Origin of the sequence: Okeania sp. SIO2B3 (assembly GCF_010672525.1) — a bacterium.
In the GTDB taxonomy this organism is placed as follows: domain Bacteria; phylum Cyanobacteriota; class Cyanobacteriia; order Cyanobacteriales; family Microcoleaceae; genus Okeania.
Genome location: NZ_JAAHGH010000019.1, coordinates 29919 through 50203 on the forward strand (window position 1 = coordinate 29919; position 20285 = coordinate 50203).

The following is a 20285-nucleotide window of genomic DNA, read 5'->3' on the forward strand; positions in this document are numbered from 1 at the left end:
GAAAGACAAAGAAGTAATAGAAGTAGGAATAGAGAATGGAGAAGGGATGTCAGTAGCAGAGATAGAACAGAAGCTAACAGAGGAGAAACCCGAAGCAATAGGGTGGAGTCAATTAGTGAATAAGAGAGTAGAAAGGGATGTAGCAGCAGTAGAATTGTTGTCAAAAGCCGAGAAAAAAGAGAATGTGCAACAATTAAGAAAAAAATTAGAGTCCCAAGCAGTGAAAGGAATAGACCCAGAAGAGTTATATAAACTAAGTGAGGTGAGGGGATATGCTTTAGAGTTGTGTTGGTCAGGGTCGGGAGTCAAAGGGAGAATGGATGCAGTGTTTGTGCGAAGAGCATTAGCAGCAGAGGAGATAGTGTTAACACCGCTAACTCAAAAATCAGTGAGAGAGGTAAATTGGCAGAATTATGGGAATAATCCTTTAGGTTATGAGATATCGAAAGGACTGATACCAAAGTGGAAGGAATATTTGTCGGAGCGGTTGCCAGAATATATGCTACCTTCAGGGTATGTGGTGTTATCAGAAATGGCATTGACGGCCAATGGAAAGGTAGATAGAAAGGCATTAGCAGCAGTAGATGTAAGTAGTAGTGTGTCAACAGAGTTTGTAGCACCAGAGACGAAAACACAGAAGGGGTTAGCGCAAATATGGGGACAGGTATTGGGGATAGAAAAAGTGGGAATACATGACAACTTTTTTGATTTGGGGGGACATTCTTTGATGGCTACTAAAGTTCTGGCTCGAATTGATGATAATTTTGAGATAGAATTGCCTTTAATAAATTTATTTGAAGCAGCTAATATCAAAGAATTAAGTGTTTTAGTTGATAATATGATTTGGGCTAATTCTGCTTCTAGTTCACTAAATAATAATGATAATTCAGAATCAGGAGAAATCTAAGTAATAACAGTTCCGATGGAAGCAAGAAGTAAACTTTAAGCAAGTAACTTTTTGTGAGGCTTTTATCAGTTTGATAAAGCAGCTATTTTGATAACCAAATGAAAGGAAACTTTTAGATAAAATGAATCACAAAAATACCGAGATACAAGAATTTTTAGCTGAACTTCGTCATCTTCAAATTAAGTTATGGATAGAAGATGAGCGTTTGCGTTACAATGCTCCTCAAGGAACGATGACTCCTGAATTATTACAGCAAATTAAGGAGAAAAAAACAGAGATTATTGCTTTTCTAAAACAGGTTAATTCTAAAACTGTCAAATCTATTCAACCTGTACCAAGAAATCAAGAATTACCATTATCATTCGCTCAACGAAGGCTATGGTTTATTGAAAAAACAGGGTTAAGTGGTAATGCTTACAATATGCCTTTGACCTTACATTTGGTGGGTAAATTAGACCTTGTGGCTCTACAAAAAAGTCTCAATGAAATTGTTGCTCGCCATGAAACTCTAAGAACTAACTTTGCGGAAATTAATGGTACACCTGTACAAGTAATTAGACCTCCCTTTGAATTAGAGCTACCTCAACAAGACCTGAGTGGGTTAGCCAAACCCGAGCAAACTACACAACTGCAACAGTGTCTGCAAGCAGAAAATGAAAAACAGTTTAATTTAGAAGTTGACCCACCCATCAGAGTCCTACTTCTACAACTGGGAGCTACTGAACATATACTCCAAGTCACATTACATCATATTGCTTCTGATGGTTGGTCCCTAACAGTATTTGCTCAGGAACTATCAGCTCATTACACAGCAGCAGTAGAAGATCAGCCGTCCTCCGCCCCAGAATTACCCATACAATATGCTGATTTTGCTGTCTGGCAGCAGGAATATCTACAAGGTGAATCCCTACAAACAGAATTAGACTACTGGAAGCAAAAGCTCAAAGAATTACCCCAACTACAACTACCTACAGACTATCCCCGACCTGTAGTCGAAACCTTCAATGGAGCAAGTCAATCTTTCAATCTACCTCCATTACTGACCTCAAAATTAAAACAAGTCAGTCAAGAACAAGGAGCAACTCTATTTATGACCCTGTTAGCAGGGTTTAAAGTCTTACTGCATCGTTACAGTGGTCAAGAGGATATTGCTGTAGGTGTACCCATAGCTAACCGCAAACGCAGAGAAATCGAAGGGTTAATCGGTTTTTTTGTTAACTCCTTAGTTATGTACACAGACCTGGGAGGGGAAGCAAGCTTCACAGAAGTATTAAAAAGAGTGAGACAAACATCTCTAGAAGCTTATGCTCACCAAGACGTACCCTTTGAGAAACTGGTGGCCGAGTTGCAACCAGAACGTTCTCTGTCTCATAATCCCTTGTTCCGCGTATCCTTTGCACTTCTAGAAAGTGAGCTAGCAAATCCATCCTTTAGTCTGCCCAACTTAGAAGTGGGTTGGTATCAAGGGGATGGAGCAGAAATAACAGTGCGGATGGATATGGAGTTACATTTATGGGTTGAAGGAGAGGAAATCAAAGGATTCTGTGCGTATAACCGGGACTTGTTTGCTGCTGAAACCATTAGCAGGATGCTGTCACATTATCAAAATTTGTTATACGCAGCTATTGAAACTCCAGAACAACCAATTAGTTTACTGCCGATGATGAGTGCATCAGAAGAGCAGCAGTTGTTGGTGACGTGGAATAATACTAAAACATATTACCCAGAGAAATGTATTCATGAGTTATTTGTAGCTCAGGTGGAGCAAACGCCTGATGCAATAGCAGTAGTATTTGAAGAACAAAAGCTTACTTACTCCCAATTAAATGGCAAAGCGAATCAACTAGCACATTATTTGCAAAAATTGGGAGTAGTTCCAGAAACTCTAGTAGGTATCTGTGTAGAGCGTTCTGTGGAGATGATCATAGGAATATTAGCTATTCTCAAAGTTGGTGGAGTTTATGTACCACTAGACCCCAGTTATCCTCGAACGCGCCTTAATTATTTGATTGAAGATGCCCAACTCTCTATACTCTTGACTCAAGAAAAATGGCGAAATCAACTACCTCAGACGATCGCTCAAGTAGTTTGTCTCGATACTAATACAACAGATTTTACTACTGAACTTTCATCAAATCTAACTGTATCAATAACACCAGATCACCAGGCATACATGATGTATACCTCTGGGTCAACTGGTCAACCCAAAGGAGTTAATATCAGACACCGAGGGGTAGTGCGATTGGTAAAAAATACCAATTATGTCAGTTTCACTCCACAAGACATCTACCTACAACTAGCACCTATATCTTTTGATGCAGCCACATTTGAAATCTGGGGCAGTCTTCTCAATGGAGGAACATTAGTTATAATGCCACCCCATAAACCTTCCCTAACCGAGATTGGAGCTGCTGTCAGGGAACACCAAGTCACAACTATGTGGCTGACAGCAGGGTTATTCCAGATGATGGTAGAAGAGCAAGTGGAAGATTTAGCATCGCTCAAGCAACTCTTAGCAGGAGGAGATGTCTTACCACTAACATCTGTGCAAAAGGTGGTAGCAAAACTAGAGGGGTGTCAACTAATTAACGGTTACGGTCCAACGGAAAATACTACATTTACTTGCTGTTTCCCAGTCAAAGCTAGCAGTAAATTAGAAAAGTCAGTCCCCATAGGTCGGCCAATATCAAATACTCAAGTATACGTTCTCGACTCACATTTACAACCAGTACCCATAGGAGTGCCAGGAGAACTACACATCGGTGGTGACGGACTCGCAACAGGCTACCATAAACGCCCTGAGTTAACAGCCGAGAAATTCATTGCCAACCCCTTTGAAAAGTCAAAAGGTAAATTATACAAAACAGGAGATTTGGTACGTTACTTAGCTGATGGCAATATCGAATTTTTAGGTAGAATAGACCACCAGGTAAAAATTAGAGGATACCGCATCGAAACCGGAGAAATAGAAGCTGTTCTCAATTCTTACTTGAAAGTTAAAGAAACAGTGGTAATAGCTAGGGAAGACAAGCCAGGAGATAAACGTTTAGTTGCATACATAGTACCCGAAAATGAAACCAGTAATGACACTAACCCAGAATTATCAGGCACTCAAGTAGACAGTTGGCAAGAAATATTCAACGAACGAATTTACAGTGAGCTAAGTAAAGTCACAGACCCCCTATTTAATACCAGAGGTTGGATTAGTAACTACGATGGACAGCCAATACCAGTGAGACAAATGCGGGTGTGGGCGGCAGATATTGTGAGTCAAGTGTTGGCATCTAAACCAGAAAGAGTATGGGAAGTAGGGTGTGGAACAGGAATGCTGTTATTTCAGATAGCACCGCACACACAGGAGTATTATGGCACGGATATTTCTCAGGCTTCATTGGATTATATTCAAAAACAAATAGAACAACAACCAGAAAAATATGGTCATGTTACCCTAGCTCAAAGACGAGCGGAAGATATGGCTGATGTGGCTGAGAATAGCTTTGATGTAGTGGTACTGAGTTCTATAGTACAGTATTTTCCAAGTGTGGAATATTTGTTGCAAGTAATAGAGAATAGTATCAGGGTGGTCAAGCCGGGAGGAATGATTTTTCTAGGGGATATCCGGAGTCACAATTTAATGGAGGCATTTCACGGTTCGGTACAGATTTACAAAGCTACCCCATCTCTGTCAATAGAGAAATTGAAGCAACAGATAGATAGAGTGATGCAGCAGGAGACCGAGTTATTGGTATCACCGGAGTTGTTTGTGGCACTCAAAGAAAAATATAAAGAGATATCTCATGTACAGATACGTTTACAGAGAGGAACAGAAGTCAATGAACTGAATAAATATCGTTATAATGTGCTGTTACATATAGAAGCAAACCCAGAATCAATAATTGAAGCTCCGGTGGAGAATGGAAATAGTATGTCTGTTGCAGACATAGAAGCATACCTAAAACAACATCAGCCAGAAGCAATATGTTTGACCAGTTTAGTGAATAACAGAGTTGGGCACGATCTGAGGGGAGTGGAGTTGCTGTCACAGGTAGAATCACAACTTAATAATGTGCAACAGTTGAGACAAAAGTTAGAAGATGAGCCAGTTAATGGTATTGATCCAGAACAGCTACGTCAACTAGGTGCTTCTTTAGGGTATTCTCTAGAGTTGTGTTGGTCTGCACAAGACAATGATGGATGTATGGATGCTGTATTTGTGCGTTCTGACTTAGCAGCAAGGGGGATGGTGTTAACACCACTAACTCAACAATTACTGGGTGAAGAGAATTGGTATGGTTATGGGAATAATCCTTTGGCTTCACAGATAGGGAAACAACTGATACCAGAGTTGAGGCAGTATCTGGAGTCGAAGTTACCAGAGTATATGATGCCTTCTGGATATATGGTGTTGTCACAACTACCACTGACTCCTAATGGCAAGGTAGACCGTAAAGCATTACCTGCACCTGAAGTATCAAGTACTGTGTCAACGGAATTTGTAGCCCCTGAGACTCCTATGGAGAAAGCATTGGCAGAAATTTTTGCAGGAGTATTGGGTATTAAACAGGTAGGAATACATGACAACTTCTTTGAATTGGGGGGACATTCCCTGCTAGCGACTCAAGTTGTGTCTCGTGTGCGACAGATATTATCAATTGAGTTACCTTTACAGAGTCTATTTGAAAAGCCAGATATAGCTAGTTTAGCCCAAGAGTTAGAGGTATATAGAGGTGTTGAGACGGCAGCTATTACACGGAGGGAGGACAGCACTAATCCCCCACCATTATCATTCGCTCAACAAAGGCTCTGGTTTATCGAAAAAACTGGGTTGAGTAGCAATGCTTACAATATGCCATTAGCTCTACATTTAGTAGGTGAATTAGACTGTGTTGCTCTACAAAAAAGCCTCAACGAAACGATCGCTCGCCACGAAGCCCTGAGAACTACTTTTACGGAAATTAATGGTACACCAGTACAAATAATTCGACCCTCTTTTGAATTAGAGTTACCCAAAAAAGACCTGAGTCAGTTAACACCATCCCAACAAGCTACACAACTGGAATATTTACTGCAAACAGAAAATGAACAACTATTCGATTTAGAAGTTGACCCACCCATCAGAGCTTTGCTGCTGCAACTAGGAGCAAAAGAGCATATACTCCAAGTCACATTGCATCATATTGCCTCCGATGGCTGGTCAGTAACTGTGTTAACAAAAGAATTATCAGCCCATTATACTGCAGCAGTAGAAAACCAACCATCCTCATTACCAGAGTTGCCTATACAATATGCTGATTTTGCTGTCTGGCAGCGGAATTATTTACAAGGTGAAACCCTTGAAAGTCAACTCAACTACTGGAAGCAAAAACTGCAAGACTTATCGCAACTACAATTGCCTACAGATTATCCCCGACCTGCAGTCGAAACCTTCAATGGAGCTAGTATACCCATAAAGATATCAGCAGCACTGACATCAAAGATCGAACAACTCAGCCAACAGCAGGGCGTGACTCTATTTATGACTCTGTTGGCGGGATTCAAAGTATTATTGCATCGTTACAGTGGTCAGGAGAATATTTCCATAGGTGTACCTATAGCTAACCGGAATCACCGTGAAATCGAAGGGTTAATTGGTTTTTTTGTTAATGCCCTAGTGATGTATACAGAATTGGCAGGGGAGTCAAGTTTCACAGAAGTATTAAGTAGAGTTAAAGAGACAGCTATCGAAGCTTATGGTCACCAAGACTTGCCTTTTGAGAAGTTGGTGGAAGAGTTACAACCGGAACGTTCCCTATCCCAAAATCCCTTATTTCAGGTGGCGTTTGCCCTTAATCAGAGTGAAATCTTGCAACCATCCTTTAACCTACCCAATTTAGAGGTGGGTTGGTATGAAGGGATAGGGGGTGAGATGAGCGTCAGGGTGGATTTAGAGTTACACCTGTGGCAAGTAGGAGAAGAAATTCAAGGATTCTGTGCTTATAATCAGGACTTGTTTGCTAGCGAAACCATCAACAGACTTCTCTCTCATTATCAAAACTTGTTGTCAGCAGTAGTTGAAACTCCAGAGAAACAAATTAATCTACTGCCAATTATGACAGAGGTAGAACTCCAGCAAATTTTGAGTGAATGGAACAATACTCAAACAGATTATCCAAAAGATAAATGTATTCATCAGTTATTTGAGAGCGTTGTAGAGAAAACACCAGATGCTGTAGCAGTAGTCTTTGAAGAACAACAACTAACATACTCTCAATTAAACGCCAAAGCCAATCAATTAGCCCATTACTTGCAGAAGTTGGGAGTTAAGCCAGAGGTTTTGGTAGGTTTATGTGTAGAGCGATCGCTATTAATGATAGTGGGATTGTTAGGAATACTTAAAGCTGGAGGAGCTTATGTACCTATTGATCCCAAATATCCTAGCCATCGACTAGCATATATGTTAGAAAATGCTGCTGTATCAATATTGCTTACTCAAGAGTCTCTATTGGGGTCTTTGCCAGAGCATCAATTACAGGTTGTTTGTTTAGATCGGGATGAGCAGGAAATTACTGCATACAATTCGGAAAATCCCATCGGTGAAGTACAGGGCAAAAACTTAGCTTATACAATCTATACTTCTGGTTCTACTGGAAAACCTAAAGGAGTATTACTAACTCATCAGGGAATTCCTAATCTTGCTTGGGCACAAATAAATCAGTTTGAGGTTCAGCCCAAAAGTCGTGTTTTACAATTTGCTTCCTTTAGTTTCGATGCTTCAGTTGCAGAAATTTTTGTAGCTCTGACTTCTGGAGCCACATTAGTATTGGCAACAACAGAATCCTTGATGCCTGGACAGGATTTATGGGACACCCTAGCTAATCAAAGAATTACTCATGTTACTCTACCACCATCAGCTCTGGAAGTTTTACCGAGGTCAGATTTACCAAACCTCAGTCATCTAATTGTGGCAGGAGAAGCTTGTCCGACTGAGTTAGCCACGGAATGGTCTGTAGGGCGTTCTTTCTTTAATGCTTATGGTCCAACAGAATCTACAGTGTGTGCCACGATCGCTCAAGTTGATAATAGTCGGCAAAAGCTTTCAATTGGTCGTCCCATTGCTAACACTCAAATCTATATTTTAGACCCCTATCTCCAACCAGTTCCCATAGGGGTAGCGGGGGAAATACATATTGGGAGTGTAGGTTTAGCGCGAGGTTACCACAACCAAACTCAATTAACAGAGGAAAAATTTATTGCCCATCCTTTCAGCAGTTCCCCAGACGAGAGGCTTTACAAAACAGGAGATTTAGGTCGTTACTTGCCTGATGGAAATATTGAGTTTCTCGGTCGGATAGACAACCAGGTGAAAATACGAGGTTTCCGAATTGAGCAGGGAGAAATTGAATCAGTTCTGAGGATTCATCCCCAAGTCCAACAAGCTGTGGTAATGGAAAGGGAAGACACCCCAGGGAATAAGCGGTTGGTGGCATATTTTGTTCCAGAACAAGGTTTTGAACAAAATATCCAACTTCAGAAGGGAATAGAACTCTGGCCATCAATAGCAGAATACTATGTTTACGATGAGTTATTGTATTATGCTATGACTAATGACCATCGTCGCAACGAGAGTTACCAAGTAGCAATTAATCAACTTGTTAAAGATCGTGTAGTTGTAGAAATTGGTACAGGTAAGGATGCGATTTTGGCAAGATTTTGTGCAGAAGCGGGAGCCAAGAAAATCTATGCCATTGAGAGAGACAAGGAAACCAGTCAGTTAGCTACTGCTTGTGTGGAAAAGTTAGGATTATCAAAACAAATTGAAATCATACAAGGAAATGCGATGACAGCTAACCTACCAGAGTTAGCAGATGTATGTGTTTCTGAAATTGTGGGAGCGATCGGTGGATGTGAAGGAGCTGCGGTAATTATTAATAATGCTAGAAGGTTTTTGAAACCAGATGGTGCGATGATTCCTGAAAGAAGTGTCACTAAAATTGCAGCAGTCACGCTTCCAGATGAATTACTAGAGCAACCAAAATTTACAAAGGTTTCTGGTTATTATACCCAGAAAATATTTGAACAAGTTGGGTATCCTTTTGATTTGCGAGTCTCTATTAAAGGATTTCCACCAGCAAACGTGCTTTCCAATGAAGGTGTATTTGAGGATTTAGACTTTACTAAATCTGTAGACACAGAATTTACTCATCCAATTAAGCTAAGGATAGAAAAATCAGGGAGATTAGATGGTTTTCTGGTGTGGTTAAATTTACACACTATTGAGGGTGAGTCTATAGATATTCTCAAACATGAGCATTGCTGGTTACCAGTTTATTTTCCGGTGTTTGAGCCAGGAATTGAGGTGAATCAGGGGGATGTAATTGAAGCTGTTTGTAGCAGAATGCTTTGCGAAAATAATCTGAATCCAGATTATGCTATCCGGGGGAGTCTTCTTAAGAAAGAAGGAGAAAATATTGATTTTGAATACATCTCATATCATTGGAAACAACTGTTCCAGCAAACTCCTTTTTATCAAAGGTTATTTGCTGAAACTGACACAACTAACACTTCCCCACAAGTTTTGGATGTTCACATCAGTAGTTGGCAAAAAATATTCAACCAACATATTGATTCAGAGTTAAGTGAGGTCAAAGATCCTCTATTCTATATAGGAGGTTGGCGCAGTAGTTATGATAACCAACCTATGCAAGAATCACAAATGCGTTTATGGGCTGGGGATATCGTTAGTCAAGTCTTAGCACATAAACCTCAACGAGTGTGGGAAATAGGTTGTGGTACAGGGTTGCTACTATTTCAAATAGCACCCCATACAGAATATTATTATGGTACGGATATCTCCAATGTGTCATTAGAGTATATCAAAAAACAAATAGAACAGGAACCTGACAAATATGCTCATGTCGCCTTAGCTCAGAAACGAGCTGAAGATATGGCAGAGATAGCTGATGACAGCTTTGATGTAGTAATTCTCAGTTCTATTGTCCAGTATTTTCCAAATGTAGAATATTTGTTGCAGGTAATAGAGAAAAGTATCCGAGTAGTCAAACCTGGAGGGATGATTTTCCTGGGGGATATTCGTAATTTTGATTTAATGAGGGCATTTCACACCTCAGTACAACTCTATCAAGCAACTCCATCGCTTTCGATGCAACAATTGATGCAACAGATAGATCGACAAATGCAGCAGGAAACTGAGTTGTTGGTGTCACCGGAGTTATTTGTTGCTATCAAAGACAAATATCCAGAAATAACTCATGTACAGATACGTTTACAGAGGGGAAGAGAATACAATGAACTGAATAAATATCGCTATAGTGTGTTGTTGCATAAAGAAGCAAAACCAACATCAGTTATTGAACCGCCAATAGAGAATGGAATAGGTATGTCTGTGCAAGATATTGAGGGATATCTGCGACAACAGCAACCGGACGCAATTTGCTTGAGTAGTTTAACTAATAACCGAGTAGCAAATGATGTGGCAGCAATAGATTTGCTATCACAGACAGAGGCTAAACTGAATGTGCAGCAGTTAAAACAAAAGTTACAGTCAGAAACAGTTAATGGTATTGACCCAGAACATCTACATCAACTGAGCGATGATTTGGGATATTCTCTAGAGTTGTGTTGGTCTTCCCATGAGAAACAAGGATATATGGATGCAGTTTTTGTGCGAAGTTCCTTAGCAGCAGAGAGAATAGTGTTAACACCACTAACTCAAAAATCAGTGCTAGGGATTAACAACTGGTATAGTTATGGGAATAATCCTTTAGCTTCTGAGAGTGCTAAACAACTGATACCACAGTTGAAGGAGCATTTGGCGGAGCGGTTGCCAGAGTATATGCTACCTTCTGGGTATGTGGTATTGTCACAAATACCATTAACTCCTAATGGTAAGATAGACCGTAAGGCATTGCCAGCACCAGATTTAGCCTATAGTCGATCAACGGAATTTGTAGCTCCTGAGAACGATACACAGAAAACATTAGCCGAAATTTGGGCTAAGGTTCTGGGAATAGAAAGGGTGGGAATACATGACAACTTCTTTGATTTGGGGGGACATTCCCTGCTAGCGACTCAAGTCGTGTATCGTGTGAGAGAAACTTTTAATGTGGAGTTACCCCTACAAAATCTGTTTGAGAAGCCAGACATTGAAAGTTTAGCCAAAGAAATAGAGATATCTTTAGGCCAGACTCAGGGTATTGAGACGACAGTTATTAAACCAAGAGAACAGAGCGATCGCCCCCTACCCCTATCATTTGCCCAACAAAGGCTCTGGTTTTTGGAAAAAACAGGGTTAAGTCGTAATGCCTATAATATGCCATTAGCCTTACATTTAGAAGGAAAATTAGACTTTGCTGCCCTCAAACAAAGTATCAATCAAATCATCGCTCGCCATGAAACCCTCAGAACCAAATTTGCACAAATCAATGGTATCCCGACACAAATCATCAAACCACCCTTTGAACTCTCTCTTCCCACAAAAGACCTGAGTAATTTAACACCCTCACAAACAACCACACAACTACAACATTTTCTCTTATCAGCACGTCAACAACAATTCGACTTAGAACAAGACTTCCCCATCCAAGTCTTACTCCTGAAACTAGGAGCAACTGAACACATACTCCAAGTCACATTACATCACATCGCCTCCGATGGTTGGTCACTAACCGTATTAGCCAAAGAACTATCAGCTCATTACACCGCAGCATTAGAACACCAACCATCCCCATTACCACAATTACCCATACAATACGCAGATTTTGCCCTGTGGCAGCGACAACATCTACAAGGTACAACCCTACAAACACAACTAGACTACTGGAAACAAAAACTCCTTGGGTTACCCAAACTACAACTACCCATAGATTATCCCCGACCAGCCATCGAAACCTTCAAAGGAGCAAGTTGCGCGCTAACTCTATCCCCATCACTCACATCAAAATTAAAACAACTCACCCAACAACAGGGAGTAACCCTATTTATGACCCTATTAGCAGGGTTTAAAGTATTACTCCATCGTTATAGCGGTCAAGATAGCATTTCTGTAGGTTCCCTAATAGCTAATCGTAACCGCAGTGAAATCGAAGACTTAATTGGTTTCTTTGTCAACTCCCTGGTGATGTACACAGACCTGGGAGGGTCCCCGAGTTTCACAGAAGTATTAAAGCGAGTGCGACAAACAGCAATCGAAGCTTATGCTCATCAAGACCTACCCTTTGAGAAACTGGTAGAAGAATTGCAACCCGAACGTTCCCTGTCTCATAATCCCTTATTCCAGGTGATGTTTGCCCTACAGCAGAGCGAGTTAATTAATCCATCCTTCAGTCTGCCCAACTTAGAAGTGGGTTGGTATAAAGGGTCAGAGACTGAAGTAACAGTGCGAGTAGACTTAGAATTACATCTGTGGCAAGAAGGAGAGGAAATAAATGGATACTGCGCTTATAATCGAGACCTGTTTGCAGCCGACACCATCAAGCGAATGTTAACTCATTATGAAAACATATTATCAGCAGCAGTAGAAACTCCAGAGCAACCAATTAATCTATTACCAATATTGAGTGCAACAGAACGGCAACAGTTGTTAGTGGGTTGGAACAAGACTCAGATAGATTACCCTACTGATAAATGTATCCATGAGTTGTTTGCAGCTCAGGTAGAGAAAACTCCAGAAGCAGTAGCATTGGTGTTTGAAGAACAAGAATTGACATATTCTCAGTTGAATAGAAAAGCCAATCAACTGGCACATGAACTACAAAGGTTGGGAGTAGCTCCAGAAGTGCTAGTGGGAATATGTGTTCAGCGTTCAGTAGAAATGGTGGTAGGGTTATTAGCAATAATGAAAGCAGGTGGTGCTTATGTGCCATTAGACCCAAACTATCCCCGTTCGCGGTTGAGTCAAATCTTAAAACAGGCTCAGTTGCATCTGCTGTTAAGTGATTCTCAGTCTCAGTCTCAGTTACCAGCTACTGAAACATCTGTGATTTTGATTGATAAACATTTGGAAGTGAGTGTTAATCCATCCATGAATCCAGTGAGTGATGTCAAACCTGATAATTTAGCTTATGTGTTGTTTACGTCAGGTTCAACAGGGATACCTAAAGGTGTAGGGATTGAACATAGTAGTGCAGTGTCTCTATGTTATTGGGCGAAAACAGTATTTACGAATGAGGAGTTATCAGGAGTGTTAGCTTCAACTTCCATTTGTTTTGACCTGTCTGTGTTTGAGTTGTTTGTGCCTTTAAGTTGTGGTGGAAAGGTAATCTTGGCATTAAATGCTTTGTATTTGCCGAGTATCGAGGCAGCAGAACAGGTGAGGTTAATTAATACTGTGCCTTCTGCGGCCAGGGAGTTAATGAGAAGTAATGGTATTCCATCTAGTGTAACTACAGTGAATTTAGCAGGAGAACCTTTAGACCAGCAATTGGTGGATGCTTTGTATCAACAGTCTACTATTAAAGCTGTTTATAATCTTTATGGACCAAGTGAGGATACAACTTATTCTACTTTTGCTTTGATGGAAACAGGTGTGTCACCGACGATAGGTAGGCCAATTGGTAATACTAAAGCTTATATTTTAGATTCCACGGGGGAGCCTGTACCAGTGGGTGTGGTAGGAGAATTGCATCTGGCGGGGTCCGGGTTGGCACGAGGGTACTTAAATCAACCGGAATTAACTGAGGAAAAATTCATTGCTAACCCATTTAGTGAGTCTGGTGATGGGAAGGTGTATAAAACAGGAGATTTAGCCAGGTATTTGTGTGATGGTCAGATAGAATATTTGGGTAGGGTAGACCATCAGGTGAAAATTCGCGGTTTTAGGATTGAGATTGGGGAAATTGAAACAGTTCTGCGTCAAAATAAGACAGTGAAGGAAACTGTGGTGGTAGCGAGGTCAGAGCAATCAGGGGACAAACGTTTGTGGGCTTATATTGTCCCGGAAGTTGAAAACCTTAGTAGTGAAGACCAACAGCTAATACAAACTCAAGTTAGCGAGCATAAATCTTTGGTTTATGAGAATGGTCAGCAACTGATACCACAATGGAAGCAGTATTTGTTGGAGCGGTTGCCAGAGTATATGGTGCCTTCTGAGTATGTGGTGTTGTCACAACTACCACTTACTCCTAATGGTAAGGTAGACCGTAAGGCTTTGCCTGTTCCTGAAACTGTTGATAAATATTTATCAACAGCTTATGTTATGCCTCAGACGGAGACAGAGCGGCAAATTGCCAATATCTGGCAAGAAGTGCTGAAGGTAGAAAAAGTAGGAATTTATGATAATTTCTTTGAACTTGGAGGTCATTCATTACTTCTAATGCAGGTTCTGACAAAATTACAAGAAATATATACACAAAAAACATCAATAGTTGAACTGTTTCAGTATCCAACTATCTCTACTTTGTCAAAACACTTAATTAACAAGTTGAAAAAGGAACAAGTACATGATTCTCCAACTACTGACCAATCAAAGAGTAAACGAAGCGCTAGGAAAGCTTCAATGAAACAGCAACAGGAACAAAGACAACAAAGACAACAACATCGTCAAAATAAATCAAGGTAAATAAAGGACTAACTATGAATCAAATGACTACTACAAATATTGATAGTTCAGCGATCGCTATTATCGGTATATCTGGTCGCTTCCCCAACGCTAAAGATATTGATACTTTCTGGAAAAATTTACAAGAGGGTGTCGAATCAATTTCTTTTTTCTCTGAACAGGAACTACTACAGGAGGGTATAGACTCCTCATGGTTCAAAAATACGAATTATGTCAGAGCAGGGGCTGTAATTTCAGATATTGATAAGTTTGATGCTCGTTTCTTTGGTTATAACCCCAGAGAAGCTGAAATTATCGACCCACAACAGCGCCTATTTCTAGAATGTGCTTCTGAAGCTCTAGAAGTTGCTGGTTATGATTCACAAACTTACTCTGGTTTAATTGGAGTTTATGCAGGTATCAGTGATAACAGTTACGAGCGTAACAATATTTATCCCCATTTTCAAACTTCAGAACCAGGGAAAACTTTCCAATTTTCTATGGCAAGTAGTCCTGGTTTTTTGTCAACACGAGTGTCTTACAAACTCAATTTAACCGGACCGAGTATGACTGTGCAAACTGCCTGTTCTACTTCTTTAGTTGCAGTGCATCTAGCTTGCCAAAGTTTACTTAATGGTGAATGTGACATGGCTTTAGCAGGTGGTGTTTCAATTTTCGTTCCCCACAAAACAGGTTATTTATATGAAGAAGGGATGGTTCAGTCTCCCGATGGACACTGCCGAGCCTTTGATGCCAATGCTAAAGGAACCGTAGGTGGTAATGGTTTGGGGATTGTAGTTTTGAAAAGATTAGAAGATGCGGTCGCATCTGGGGACTATATTTATGCTACGATCAAGGGTTCTGCTGTCAACAATGATGGTTCGTCTAAAGTTGGTTATACTGCTCCTAGTGTAGAAGGTCAAGCAGCAGTTATTTCTGAAGCACAGTCAATAGCTGGAATTGACCCTGAGACAATTACTTACATAGAAGCTCACGGAACAGGAACTCCTCTGGGAGACCCGATTGAAATTGCAGCTTTAGCAAAAGTCTTTCAGGAGAATACAGAAAAAAAAGGCTTTTGTGGAATTGGTTCGCTGAAAACTAACATTGGACATCTAGATGCAGCAGCGGGAGTTGCTGGTTTAATCAAAACTGCTTTAGCTCTAAAATATAAGCAGTTGCCACCTAGCCTAAATTTTGAAACACCAAATCCTAATATTGATTTTTCTAATAGCCCTTTCTACGTTAACACTACTCTTTCGGAATGGAAGACAAATGGAACACCCCGTCGTGCTGGAGTAAGTTCTTTTGGTATTGGTGGTACAAATGTTCATGCTGTTCTTGAAGAAGCTCCTACTTTAGAAGAATCCTCAAAATCTCGACCTAGGCAATTGTTGATGCTTTCTGCTAAAACAAATTCAGCTTTAGAAACGGCAACTAGCAACCTGGTTACACACTTGAAACAGCATCCAGAAATTAATATTGCTGATGTTGCTTATACTCTGCAAGTAGGTCGTACAGCATTTGCCCATCGCCGGATTTTAGTCTGCCAAGAGATAGATGATGCTCTGAAAGCACTTTCGGACTCAGAAAACCAATTGGTTTTAACTCACTACGAAGAACCAACCGAGCGACCTGTAGTGTTCATGTTTTCAGGTCAAGGATCGCAATATGTAAATATGGCCTGGGAATTATACCAAACAGAACCAACATTCCGCGCTCAGGTAGATATTTGCTCAGAATTGCTCATCCCTCACTTAGGAATTGACCTGCGCTACATCCTTTATCCAGAAGGACAAGAGACACCAGCAACATCCAAACTTCAAGATACGGCGATCGCTCAGTCAGCAATTTTTGTGGTTTCTTATGCTTTGGCAATTTTATGGCAAGAGTGGGGTGTGTCTCCTCAAGGAATGATTGGTCATAGCATTGGAGAATATGTGGCAGCAACTCTAGCTGGTGTGTTTTCTTTGGAAGATGTCTTAGCTCTAGTGGCTACACGGGGTAAACTCATGCAACAACAGCCACCAGGAGCAATGCTGGCTGTATCTCTTTCAGAACAGGAGTGCCAAACTCTTCTAGGTAATCAACTGTCCCTAGCTGTATGCAACGGGTTATCTCAATGTGTTATTTCTGGTCCAACCGAGGCGATCGATACCCTGGAACAGCAGTTATTAGAAAAAGGAGTAGAATCTCGTCGTCTCCATACCTCCCATGCTTTTCATTCCTCAATGATGGAGCCAGTTATAGAGCCATTTATAAAGTATGTCAAACAACTATCTTTGCATCCTCCACAAATTCCTTACATTTCTAATGTTACAGGTACTTGGATTACAGCAGAGCAAGCAACTGACCCTGAATATTGGGGTAAGCATTTACGACAAACAGTCCGTTTTGCTGATGGTCTCCAAGAGTTATTGACAGAAGCAAATAATATCTTATTAGAAGTGGGACCAGGGCGCACATTGACAACATTAGCAAAACGGTATACTGGGGTTAAAGAGCAAGTAATTCTGTCTTCAGTTCGCCATCCTCAAGACTCTCAATCTGATGTAGCTTTCTTATTGAAGACATTAGGTCAACTTTGGCTTCATGGTCTTGAGATAGATTGGTCAAGATTTTCTACCCATGAACAGCGACATCGCCTACCCTTACCTACCTATCCTTTTGAAAAGCAGCGCTATTGGATAGAAGCACCAAAATCGGCAAATTTATCAGAACAACCTATATCTATAGCAGGAGAACTTTGGAAATCACTGATTGAGGAAGGTAGCAGTCATGCAAGTGCTGGTCTTTTAGAAGTGGAACAATCAATCGATCTTGACTTCCAAGAACAGTTAGAGAGTTTATGCACTGAATTGATGAATTCAGTTCTCAGGGGTTTAGGTGCTTTTAGCAATCCTTCTGACAAGTATTCTCTGGAGCAATTATTAGAAAAATGTCAGATTACACCGTATTATCAGCAATTGTTGTCTCAATGGTTAACAGTGCTGGTAGAGAGAGGCAAACTCAAACAAGAACAGGAACTTTTTACTGATTTGATACCTGGTTCTGAAGACTTTATTCATAAACTGTTAGGAGAACAAGGATTAAGTGACAAATTGCCAGAACATTTTCTGGCAGAAAACATAGATACTTATATCGAAAACCTAGTCTGCTTTTTTAAAGGGGAAAAAGAACCCAAGGAACTTTTAACATCTTTTTGGCAAAAAGTTCCACAAAAACCCTTATGGATGGATTATTTCAGTGCCATAATGCGAGCTAGCATTGAACAAATAGTAAAATTTTTACCACCATCTGTCAATCTGAGAATATTGGAAGTTGGAGGTGGTACGGGTGGTGCTACTAGAGAAGTATTACCAATCTTACCAGTCAATCAAACCAACTATGTTTTTACCGATGCTGGTCTTTACTTTATACGCAAAGCTCAACAGGAGTTTGAAGCTTATCCTTTTGTTGAATATTCTACCCTGGATATTGAGAAGGCTCCTAATACTCAAGGGTACTCCAATCACAGCTTTGATGTAGTAATAGCTTTCAATGTGTTGCATGCAACCCAGAATGTAGGAGAATCTCTTAATAATGTTCATTCTCTTTTGGCTCCTGGTGGGATTTTAATTCTCTGGGAAATAACTCAACCATTTCTTGAGTTTTGTGTTTTTGATGGTTTCTTAATGAATCCTGTGGCAGATGGACAACGCAATCAAGGAAATCCTTTTTTATCCAAGGAGCAGTGGCAAGAACATTTACACACTCATGGGTTTGTCAAGGTGGATGTTTTCCCGGATATTCCGGTTGCTCATCAAAATATTATAGTGGCTCAAGTTGACTCAGTAGCAACTACACCTTCAGCTTTTACTACAACAGTTGATTCAAAAACGGAAAACGTTTTTAAACAAAAGCATTCACGACCTGAATTGAAGAGTAACTATATTGCTCCTCGGAATAAAATAGAGCAAACCATTGCTGATATTTGGCAAGAATATTTTGGCATAGAAGAGGTAGGTATCTACGATGACTTTTTTGAATTGGGTGGAGATTCCTTATTAGGAGCTCAAGTTCTATCTCGGATCAGAAAAATATTGTCAGTGGAGTTACCCCAGGATAAACTGTTCGAGAAGCCAGATATCGCAAGTTTGGCAGAGGAAATAGAGACATTATTGATAGTTGTACAAAATGTTCTCCCAAATGCTGGAGAAACTTCTGTTAAACAAGAGGATGAGGAAAGAGGTGAACTATGAAAACTACTAAGCAATTATTGTCTGAACTTAGCGATCTAGGGGTTAAGCTTTGGGTTGAGAAAGAACGCCTACAATACAGTGCTCCAAAAGGAAAGATGACATCTATTCTACGAGCTGAGTTGGTTGAGCGGAAGGCGGAAATACTAATACTTCTGCGTCAAGCTCAACAAGGTACTAATACTGATGAAAACTCTATCAAACCAATTAAGCGAGACAGCAACACCCTACCATTATCATTTGCCCAACAAAGGCTCTGGTTTATCGAAAAAACAGGGGTAAGTCGTAATGCTTACAATGTATCCTTGACCTTAAGTTTAGAAGGAAAATTAGACTTTGCTGCCCTCAAAGAAAGTATCAATCAAATCATCACTCGCCATGAAACCCTCAGAACCAAATTTGCACAAATCAATGGTATCCCAACACAAGTCATCCAACCACCTTTTGAACTCGAACTTCCCACACAAGACCTGAGTAATTTAACACCCTCACAAACAACCACACAACTACAACATTTTCTCTTATCAGCACGTCAACAACAATTCGACTTAGAACAGGACTTCCCCATCCAAGTCTTACTCCTGAAACTAGGAGCAACTGAACACATACTCCAAGTAACATTACATCACATCGCCTCCGATGGTTGGTCACTCACAGTCTTGGCCAAAGAACTATCAGCTCATTACACCGCAGCATTACAAAACCAGCCATCCCCATTACCACAATTACCCATACAATACGCAGATTTTGCCCTGTGGCAGCGACAACATCTACAAGGTACAACCCTACAAACACAACTAGACTACTGGAAACAAAAACTCCTTGGATTACCCAAACTACAACTACCCATAGATTATCCCCGACCAGCCATCGAAACCTTCAAAGGAGCAAGTCAATCAGTAACTCTATCCCCATCACTCACATCAAAATTAAAACAACTCACCCAACAACAGGGAGTAACCCTATTTATGACCCTATTAGCAGGGTTTAAAGTCTTACTCCATCGTTACAGTGGTCAAGATAGCATTTCTGTAGGTTCCCTAATAGCTAATCGTAACCGCAGTGAAATCGAAGACTTAATTGGTTTCTTTGTCAACTCCCTGGTGATGTACACAGACCTGGGAGGGTCCCCGAGTTTCACAGAAGTATTAAAGCGAGTGCGACAAACAGCAATCGAAGCTTATGCTCATCAAGACCTACCCTTTGAGAAACTGGTAGAAGAATTGCAACCCGAACGTTCCCTGTCTCATAATCCCTTATTCCAGGTGATGTTTGCCCTACAGCAGAGCGAGTTAATTAATCCATCCTTCAGTCTGCCCAACTTAGAAGTGGGTTGGTATAAAGGGTCAGAGACTGAAGTAACAGTGCGAGTAGACTTAGAATTACATCTGTGGCAAGAAGGAGAGGAAATAAATGGATACTGCGCTTATAATCGAGACCTGTTTGCAGCCGACACCATCAAGCGAATGTTAACTCATTATGAAAACATATTATCAGCAGCAGTAGAAACTCCAGAGCAACCAATTAATCTATTACCAATATTGAGTGCAACAGAACGGCAACAGTTGTTAGTGGGTTGGAACAAGACTCAGATAGATTACCCTAC

4 protein-coding genes are annotated in these 20285 nt (G+C 40.5%); all 4 read left to right on the forward strand.

Going from position 1 to position 20285, the window contains the following annotated elements; all coding sequences use genetic code 11:
* The coding region (locus F6K15_RS16465; protein WP_293062495.1) for a phosphopantetheine-binding protein at positions 1-907 on the forward strand (907 nt) is incomplete at its 5' end.
* 121 nt (positions 908-1028) lie between these two features.
* Positions 1029-14462, forward strand: coding sequence for a non-ribosomal peptide synthetase (locus tag F6K15_RS16470; protein WP_293062497.1), 13434 nt, complete (start codon positions 1029-1031; stop codon positions 14460-14462).
* Between the two features lie 14 nt (positions 14463-14476).
* On the forward strand, positions 14477-18682 hold the full coding sequence (locus F6K15_RS16475) for a beta-ketoacyl synthase N-terminal-like domain-containing protein (RefSeq protein WP_293062499.1): 4206 nt from the start codon (positions 14477-14479) through the stop codon (positions 18680-18682).
* On the forward strand, positions 18679-20285 hold a 1607-nt coding region (locus F6K15_RS16480; RefSeq protein ID WP_293062501.1), incomplete at its 3' end, for a condensation domain-containing protein. The genes F6K15_RS16475 and F6K15_RS16480, both read left to right, overlap by 4 nt.